6 protein-coding genes are annotated in these 6813 nt (G+C 70.1%); all 6 read right to left on the reverse strand.

The window, feature by feature from the left end; all coding sequences use genetic code 11:
- The coding region (locus VG276_16735; protein ID HEV8650988.1) for a sugar phosphate isomerase/epimerase at window positions 1-260 on the reverse strand (260 nt) is incomplete at its 3' end.
- On the reverse strand, window positions 257-1183 hold the full coding sequence (locus VG276_16740; protein ID HEV8650989.1) for an ATP-binding cassette domain-containing protein: 927 nt from the start codon (window positions 1181-1183) through the stop codon (window positions 257-259). The genes VG276_16735 and VG276_16740, both read right to left, overlap by 4 nt.
- Window positions 1180-2238, reverse strand: coding sequence for an ABC transporter permease (locus VG276_16745; GenBank protein HEV8650990.1), 1059 nt, complete (start codon window positions 2236-2238; stop codon window positions 1180-1182). Before VG276_16745 ends, VG276_16740 begins: the two co-directional genes overlap by 4 nt.
- Before the next feature lie 67 nt (window positions 2239-2305).
- Complete coding sequence (locus tag VG276_16750; GenBank protein HEV8650991.1) at window positions 2306-3304, reverse strand: sugar ABC transporter substrate-binding protein; 999 nt, start codon at window positions 3302-3304, stop codon at window positions 2306-2308.
- Window positions 3305-3404: 100 nt separating this feature from the next.
- Window positions 3405-4898 (reverse strand): CoA-acylating methylmalonate-semialdehyde dehydrogenase, encoded by a 1494-nt coding sequence (locus VG276_16755; GenBank protein ID HEV8650992.1) that lies wholly within the window; start codon window positions 4896-4898, stop codon window positions 3405-3407.
- A gap of 27 nt (window positions 4899-4925) precedes the next feature.
- A complete protein-coding gene (iolD, locus tag VG276_16760; GenBank protein ID HEV8650993.1) occupies window positions 4926-6797 on the reverse strand; it encodes a 3D-(3,5/4)-trihydroxycyclohexane-1,2-dione acylhydrolase (decyclizing) in 1872 nt (623 codons plus the stop codon).
- Window positions 6798-6813 lie beyond the last annotated feature (16 nt).

Raw genomic sequence — 6813 nt, forward strand, 5'->3', positions numbered from 1 at the left:
ACGGCCGCCTGGCGCTCGTCCTCGTCCGGGCCGGACCACTTGTACAGCGGCAGCACCGACGAGACCGAGACCCGGGCGGCGGCCAGCGCCTTCTTGAAGCTGTCGATGGTGGCCCTGTCGGCCCGCGGGTGGACGAAGAACGGGATGAAGTCCTCCCGCGGTGACAGCTCGATGTGCTCGTAGCCGAGCTCGGCCACCATTGCTGGCAGCTCGGCCAGCGGGACGGTCCGCAGCATGTAGGGGTCGAGGGCGATCTTCATGGCTGCGGCGGCTCCTGGCGGGGGCCGGTGTTGTCGGAGGGCGGCGTCGTCTGCCCGCTCAGCTCGGCGACGTGCAGCTCGGCCACCTCCTGCTCGAACACGTGGGCGACCTCCCGCAGCCCGGAGCTCTCGGCCCCGGCCTGCTCCAGCTCGTGGGTGAGCTCCTCCAGCTCCGTGCCACCGGCCATGAGCCCGGTCAGCTCGCCCATGGTGATCTCGTTCTTCTTCCAGTAGCCGAGGCTGCGGCCCCGCTTGAGGATGAGGAAGCGGTCGCCGACCGGGTAGGCGTGGTGCGGGTTGTGGGTGATGAAGATGACCCCCAGGCCGCGCTCCTTGGCCTGGATGATGTAGCGCAGCACCACCCCGGACTGTTTGACGCCCAGGGCCGCCGTCGGCTCGTCCAGGATCAGCACCCTGGCCCCGAAGTGCACCGCCCGGGCGATGGCCACGCACTGGCGCTCGCCGCCCGACAGGGTGCCGATCGGCTGGTCGACATCGCGCAGGTCGATGCCCATGTCGAGCAGCTCCTGCTTGGCCATCTTGCGCATGGCCGCGATGTCCATGGCCGGGCCCTTGCGGACCTCGTTGCCGAGGAAGAAGTTGCGCCACACCGGCATCAGCGGCACCACGGCCAGGTCCTGGTAGACGGTGGCGATGCCGCGGTCGAGGGCCTCGCGGGGGGAGTCGAAGCGCACCTGATCGCCCTCGACCTCGTAGCTGCCGTGGGTGTGCTGGTGCAGCCCGGCGATGATCTTGATGAGGGTGGACTTGCCGGCGCCGTTGTCCCCCAGCACGCAGGTGACCTCGGACGCGCCGACGTCCAGGGTGACGCCCTGGAGGGCGATGATGTTGCCGTAGTTCTTGCCGGCGTCGGTGAGCCGGACCAGCGGCGCCCCGGTCCTGATGTCGGCTGTGGCGGTCATCTGGATGCCTCCGCGCGCTGTCGGATGAAGTTGTTGAACAGGATGGCCCCGAGCAGCAGGGCGCCGAGGAAGAAGTAGAACCAGTCGGGGTTCCAGCCGGCGTAGACGATGCCCTGGTTGGTCATGCCGAAGATGAACGCTCCGATCGCGGCCCCGATCACCGAGCCGTAGCCGCCGGTGAGCAGGCAGCCGCCGACCACGGCGGCGACGATGTAGATGAACTCGTTGCCGATCCCGATGCCGGACTGCACGGTGTTGAAGGCGAACAGAATGTGCATGCCGGTGAACCAGGCCAGGAACCCCACCGTCATGAACAGGCCGATCTTCACCTTGTTCACCGGCACGCCCACCGCCCGGGAGCTGGGCGCGGAGCCGCCGACGGCGAAGATCCAGTTGCCGACGTGGGTGCGGAGCAGGACCCAGGTGGCGATGAGGACGAACAGGATCCACCAGAGCAGCGTGATCCGGATCGCGATGCCCCCGACCGTGAACTGGGAGGCGAAGATGTTCTTGGCCATCCCGAAACCGGCGATGTCCGACACGTCGTTGGTGCCGACGTTGCCGGTGACGATCTTGGTCACGGCCAGGTTGAGCCCCCGGATCATGAAGAAGGTGCCCAGGGTGACCAGGAAGCTGGGGATGCCCGTCTTCACCACCAGGTAGCCGTTGATGAAGCCGATCAGCAGGGCGACGACCAGGGCGACGGCGATGCCCACCCACATGTTGGCGCTGAACTGGTAGCTGATCATCGACGCCACCAGTGCCGAGGCGGTGACGGCGACGCCGGCCGACAGGTCGAACTCCCCGCCGATCATGAGCAGCGCCACCGCGACCGCCGGGATGCCGTAGGTGGAGCTGACGTACAGGACGGTGGCCAGCGAGCTGGGGTCGCGGAACGGGGGCGCGACGATGAAGAAGATGAGGAAGATGACGATCGCGCCGGCCAGCGCCCCGATCTCGGGGCGAGCCAAGAGCCGGCCGAGCGTCGACCGCTGTGCGACCCGCTCGTCCTGGGCCGGGGCCGGCGGGGTGCCGACGTCCACTGTCTGACTCATACGAACCTCCGAGGCTGGGGGGCCGCATGGGGGGCCGCCATCTGCAGGCGGCCCCCCGATGGCGGGACTACCGCGTGCCGGCCTCCGCGAACTTGCCGATGAACTCGATGTTCTCCTTGTCGACCAGGAACGGCCCGGTCAGGGTCGGCTGCCCGCCGCCGAGGACGTTGCCGTTGGTCTTGTACAGCCACAGCGAGTCGACCGCCAGGTAGCCCTGCAGGTATGGCTGCTGGTCGATCGCGAACTGGAGCTCACCGGAGGTGATCTTGGGCGGGATCTGCGGGTTGAAGTCGAAGGTCCCGAGCTTGGCCTTGCTGGCGGATTCCTTGATGGCGTCGATCGCGGCCAGGGCGATCGGGGCGCCGAGGGTGACCACGAACTCGATGCTCTTGTCCTGGGTCAGCTTGGCGGCGATGGTCGACTTCACCGAGGGCAGGTCCGAACCGTTCACGTAGATCTTCTGCCAGTTGCCGGTGAAGGTCTTCTTCACCCCGTCGCAGCGGGCCTCCAGCTGGACCTGGCCCTGGAACTGGATGACGCACAGGAGGTTCTTGTAGCCCCCCTCGGAGGCCCGCCTGCCCGCGGTCTCGCCGGCCAGGCTCTCGTCCGACCCGAAGTACGACAGCGCGCCCGAATCCTGGTAGTTGCCGATGCCGGCGTTGAACGCGACCACCGGGATGCCGGCCTGGATGGCCTTCCGCACCGCCGGGGCGATCGCCGGCGGGTCGGGGATGGTGACCGCGATGGCGTCGACCTTGGCGTCGATCGCGCTCTGGATCAAGGTCGCCTGCTTGCCGGAGTCCGGGTCCGACGAGTACTGGAACTTGACGTTGTCCTTGGCCGCGGCGGCCTCGGCGCCCTTGCGGATGATGTCCCAGAAGGTGTCGCCGGGGGCGCTGTGGGTGACCATCTGGACGGTGATCTCCGGCGTGTTCGCCTTCCCGGTGGCGCCGCCCGCGGCGGGCGCCTCCTTCTGCTTGCCGCCCGAGCTGCTGCAGGCGGCGGCCGCGAACAGCAGCACGGCGAGCAGCGCCAGCAGGCGGGGGTGCCTACGGGGTTGGATCATCGAGATTCACCTTTCTGCTTGGACCAGCCATGAACGGGGCACCGCCCGGGCGGTGCCCGTGGGTCGGTCCTCGTGTCGTGCTGCATCCCACCTCCTCCAGTCAGCGCGACGTCGGGAACCCGAGCTCCACGGCGGAGTCGCGGGGGACGGGCCAGCGGGTGGTGACGACCTTGCCGCGGGTGTAGAAGGCGACGCCCTCGGGGCCGTGGACGTGGAGGTCGCCGAACAGGGAGTCCTTCCAGCCGCCGAAGGAGTAGAAGGCCATCGGCACCGGGATCGGCACGTTGACCCCGACCATGCCCGCCTGGACCTCGTTCTGGAACTTGCGGGCGGCCGCGCCGTTGGAGGTGAAGATGGCCGTGCCGTTGCCGTAGGGGTTTCGGGCGATCATCTCGATCGCCTCGTCGATGTCGGAGACGCGGAGCACGATCAGGACCGGCCCGAAGACCTCCTGCTGGTAGATGGCCATCTCGGTGGTGACCTCGTCGAACAGCGTCGGGCCGAGGTAGAAGCCGTCCTCGTGGCCCTCGACCCGCACGTCGCGCCCGTCCAGGACCAGCTTGGCGCCCTCGTTGACGCCGGACTCGATCAGGCCCGACACCTTGTCCCTGGCCGCCCCCGAGACCAGGGGCCCCATGTCGGAAGAGGGGTCGAGGCCCGGCCCGGTGCGCAGGCTGTTGGCCCGCTCCAGCACCTTCTCGACCAGGGCGTCGCCGGCCCGGCCGACGGCGACGGCGGTGGAGATGGCCATGCAGCGCTGGCCGGTGGAGCCGAAGGCGGCCGACACCAGCGCGTCGGCGGCCGAGTCCATGTCGGCGTCGGGCATGACCAGGGCGTGGTTCTTGGCCCCGCCCAGCGCCTGGACCCGCTTGCCGTGCGAGGTCCCGCGCTCGTAGATGTAGCGGGCGATGGGGGTCGAGCCGACGAACGAGACCGCCGCGATCCCGGGGTGGTCGAGGACCGCGTCCACGGCCACCTTGTCGCCGTGGACCACGTTGAAGACGCCGTCGGGCAGCCCGGCCTCGGCGTACAGCTCGGCCACCCGGACCGACACCGACGGGTCACGCTCCGACGGCTTCAGCACGAAGGCGTTGCCGCAGGCGATCGCGATCGGGTGCATCCACATCGGCACCATGATGGGGAAGTTGAACGGGGTGATCCCAGCGCACACCCCCAGCGGCTGGCGGATCGAGTAGCAGTCCACCTCGGTGGAGACGTTCTCGGAGAAGTCGCCCTTGAGCAGGTGCGGGATGCCAGAGGCGACCTCGACCACCTCGAGGCCCCGCTGGACCTCGCCAGCCGCGTCGGGGACGACCTTGCCGTGCTCGGAGGCGATGATCCTGGCCAGCTCGTCCCGGTGCTTGGCGAGCAGCTCGCGGAAGGCGAACATCACCCGGGCCCGCCGCACCACCGAGGTGTCGCGCCAGGCGGGAAAGGCGGCCTGGGCGGCCTGCACGGCGGCGTCGACGTCGTCCCCCGTGGCGTAGGCGACCTGGGCGGTCTGCTGGCCGGTGGCCGGGTCGTACACCGCGCCGGCCCGCTCGGGCTCCCGGTCCACCGTGCGGCCGTTGATCCAGTGGTTGATCGTCCGCATGAGCAGGTCCTCCCGCCGCGGTCGGGGCTACAGGTAGAGCCGCTGGTCCCGCTTGTTGCGCTCGTACTCGGCCCGCGCCTGCTGCACGGACTCGGAGGTCGAGACCTCGGCGACGGCAACGTCCCACCAGGCACCGCCGATGGTCACGTACTCCGCCGGGTCGGTCTCGACATGGATGACGACGGTCTGGTCGATGTCCCTCGCCTTCTTCAGGGCGTCGCCGAGCTCGCCGATCGAGCGGGCGGTGAGCACCCGGGCACCCAGGCTGGCCGCGTTGGCGGCCAGGTCGACCGGGAGGAGGCCGCCGTCGAACTGGCCGTTCTCGTCGCGGTAGCGGAAGTTGCAGCCGAACCGGTTGGAGCCGGTCGCCTCCGACAGCGACCCGATCGAGGCGTAGCCGTGGTTCTGGACCAGGACCACCACGATCTTGACCCGCTCGGCCACGGCCGTGACCAGCTCCTGGGGCAGCATCAGGTAGGAGGCGTCGCCGATCATGACGAACACCTCGCGGTCGGGGTCGGCCAGCTTGATCCCGATCCCGCCGGGGATCTCGTAGCCCATGCAGGAGTTGCCGTACTCCACGTGGAAGCCCTTGGGGTTGCGGGTGCGCCACAGCTTGTGCAGGTCGGCGGGCATGCTCCCGGCGGCGCAGACGACCACGTCGCGCGGCTCGGCGGCGTCGTTGACCGCCCCGATCACCTCGCCCTGGCTGGGCAGCGGCCCGTGCCCGGCCCGGTAGACCCGTTCCACGGCGGCGTCCCAGGCCCGGTTGTGCTCGGCAGCGGCCTGCCGCCAGCCCTCCTCGACCCGCCAGCCAGCCAGGGCCTGTCGCAATGCCTCCAGCGTCACCCTGGCGTCGGCGACCACCGGGGTGGCGGCGTGCTTGAAGGCGTCGACCGGGGCCACGTTGACGTTGACGAACTGGACCTCGGGGTTGGCGAAGATGCTGTGGGAGGCGGTGGCGAAGTCGCCCCAGCGGGTGCCGACGCCAAGCACGACGTCGGCCTCGCGGGCCATGGCGTTGGCCCCGTCGGTCCCGGTGACCCCGATCGCCCCGAGGGCCGAGCGGTGGTCGTAGGGCATCGAGCCCTTGCCCGCGTAGGTCTCGGCCACCGGGACGCCGGTCGCCTCGACCAGCGCCCGCAGGGCATCGGTGGCCTCGGAGTAGATGACCCCGCCACCGGCCACGATCAGTGGGCGCCTGGCCGACCGCAGCACCTCGACGGCCCTTGCCAGGACGGCCGGCTCGGGAACGGGCCGGGCCACGTGCCAGACCCGGCGGGCGAACAGCTCCTCGGGGTAGTCGAAGGCCTCGGTCTGCACGTCCTGGGGAAGGGCAAGGGTGACCGCGCCGGTCTCGGCTGGGTCGGTCAGCACCCGCATCGCCTCCAGCAGCGAGCCGGGGAGCTGCTCGGGCCGGTTGATGCGGTCCCAGTAGCGCGACACCGGCCGGAAGGAGTCGTTGGCGGTCACCTCCGGCCCGCCGGGCGTCTCGAGCTGCTGCAGCACGGGCGGGCCGACCCGGCTGGCGAAGACGTCCCCGGGCAGCAGCAGGACCGGCAGCCGGTTGGCGGTGGCCGTCGCCGCTCCGGTGACCATGTTGGTCGCGCCAGGCCCGATCGAGGAGGTGCAGGCGAATGTGGCCAGCCGGTTGCGCTGGCGGGCGTACCCGGCCGCGATGTGGACCATGCCCTGCTCGTTGCGGGCCTGGTAGTAGCGGAACCGGTCGGCGTACTGCTGCAGGGCCTGGCCCACCCCGGCGACGTTGCCGTGCCCGAAGATGCCGAAGCAGCCGGCGAACAGGGGCTGCTCGCGCCCGTCCCGCTCGGAATGCTGGTTGGCCAGGAACTCGACCAGGGCCTGGGCCATGGTCAGCCGCCGCGTGGACCTGGATGTCATTGGCGCCCCTCTCCTT

The organism is Actinomycetes bacterium, assembly GCA_036000965.1.
In the GTDB taxonomy this organism is placed as follows: Bacteria; Actinomycetota; CALGFH01; order CALGFH01; family CALGFH01; genus DASYUT01.

Bases quoted from the DNA above. Each gene is read 5' to 3' on its own strand.
- VG276_16745 (HEV8650990.1), bottom strand. From the start codon at position 2,238: ATGAGTCAGACAGTGGACGTCGGCACCCCGCCGGCCCCGGCCCAGGAC.
- VG276_16750 (HEV8650991.1), bottom strand. From the start codon at position 3,304: ATGATCCAACCCCGTAGGCACCCCCGCCTGCTGGCGCTGCTCGCCGTG.
- VG276_16755 (HEV8650992.1), bottom strand. From the start codon at position 4,898: ATGCGGACGATCAACCACTGGATCAACGGCCGCACGGTGGACCGGGAG.
- VG276_16740 (HEV8650989.1), bottom strand. From the start codon at position 1,183: ATGACCGCCACAGCCGACATCAGGACCGGGGCGCCGCTGGTCCGGCTC.
- iolD (HEV8650993.1), bottom strand. From the start codon at position 6,797: ATGACATCCAGGTCCACGCGGCGGCTGACCATGGCCCAGGCCCTGGTC.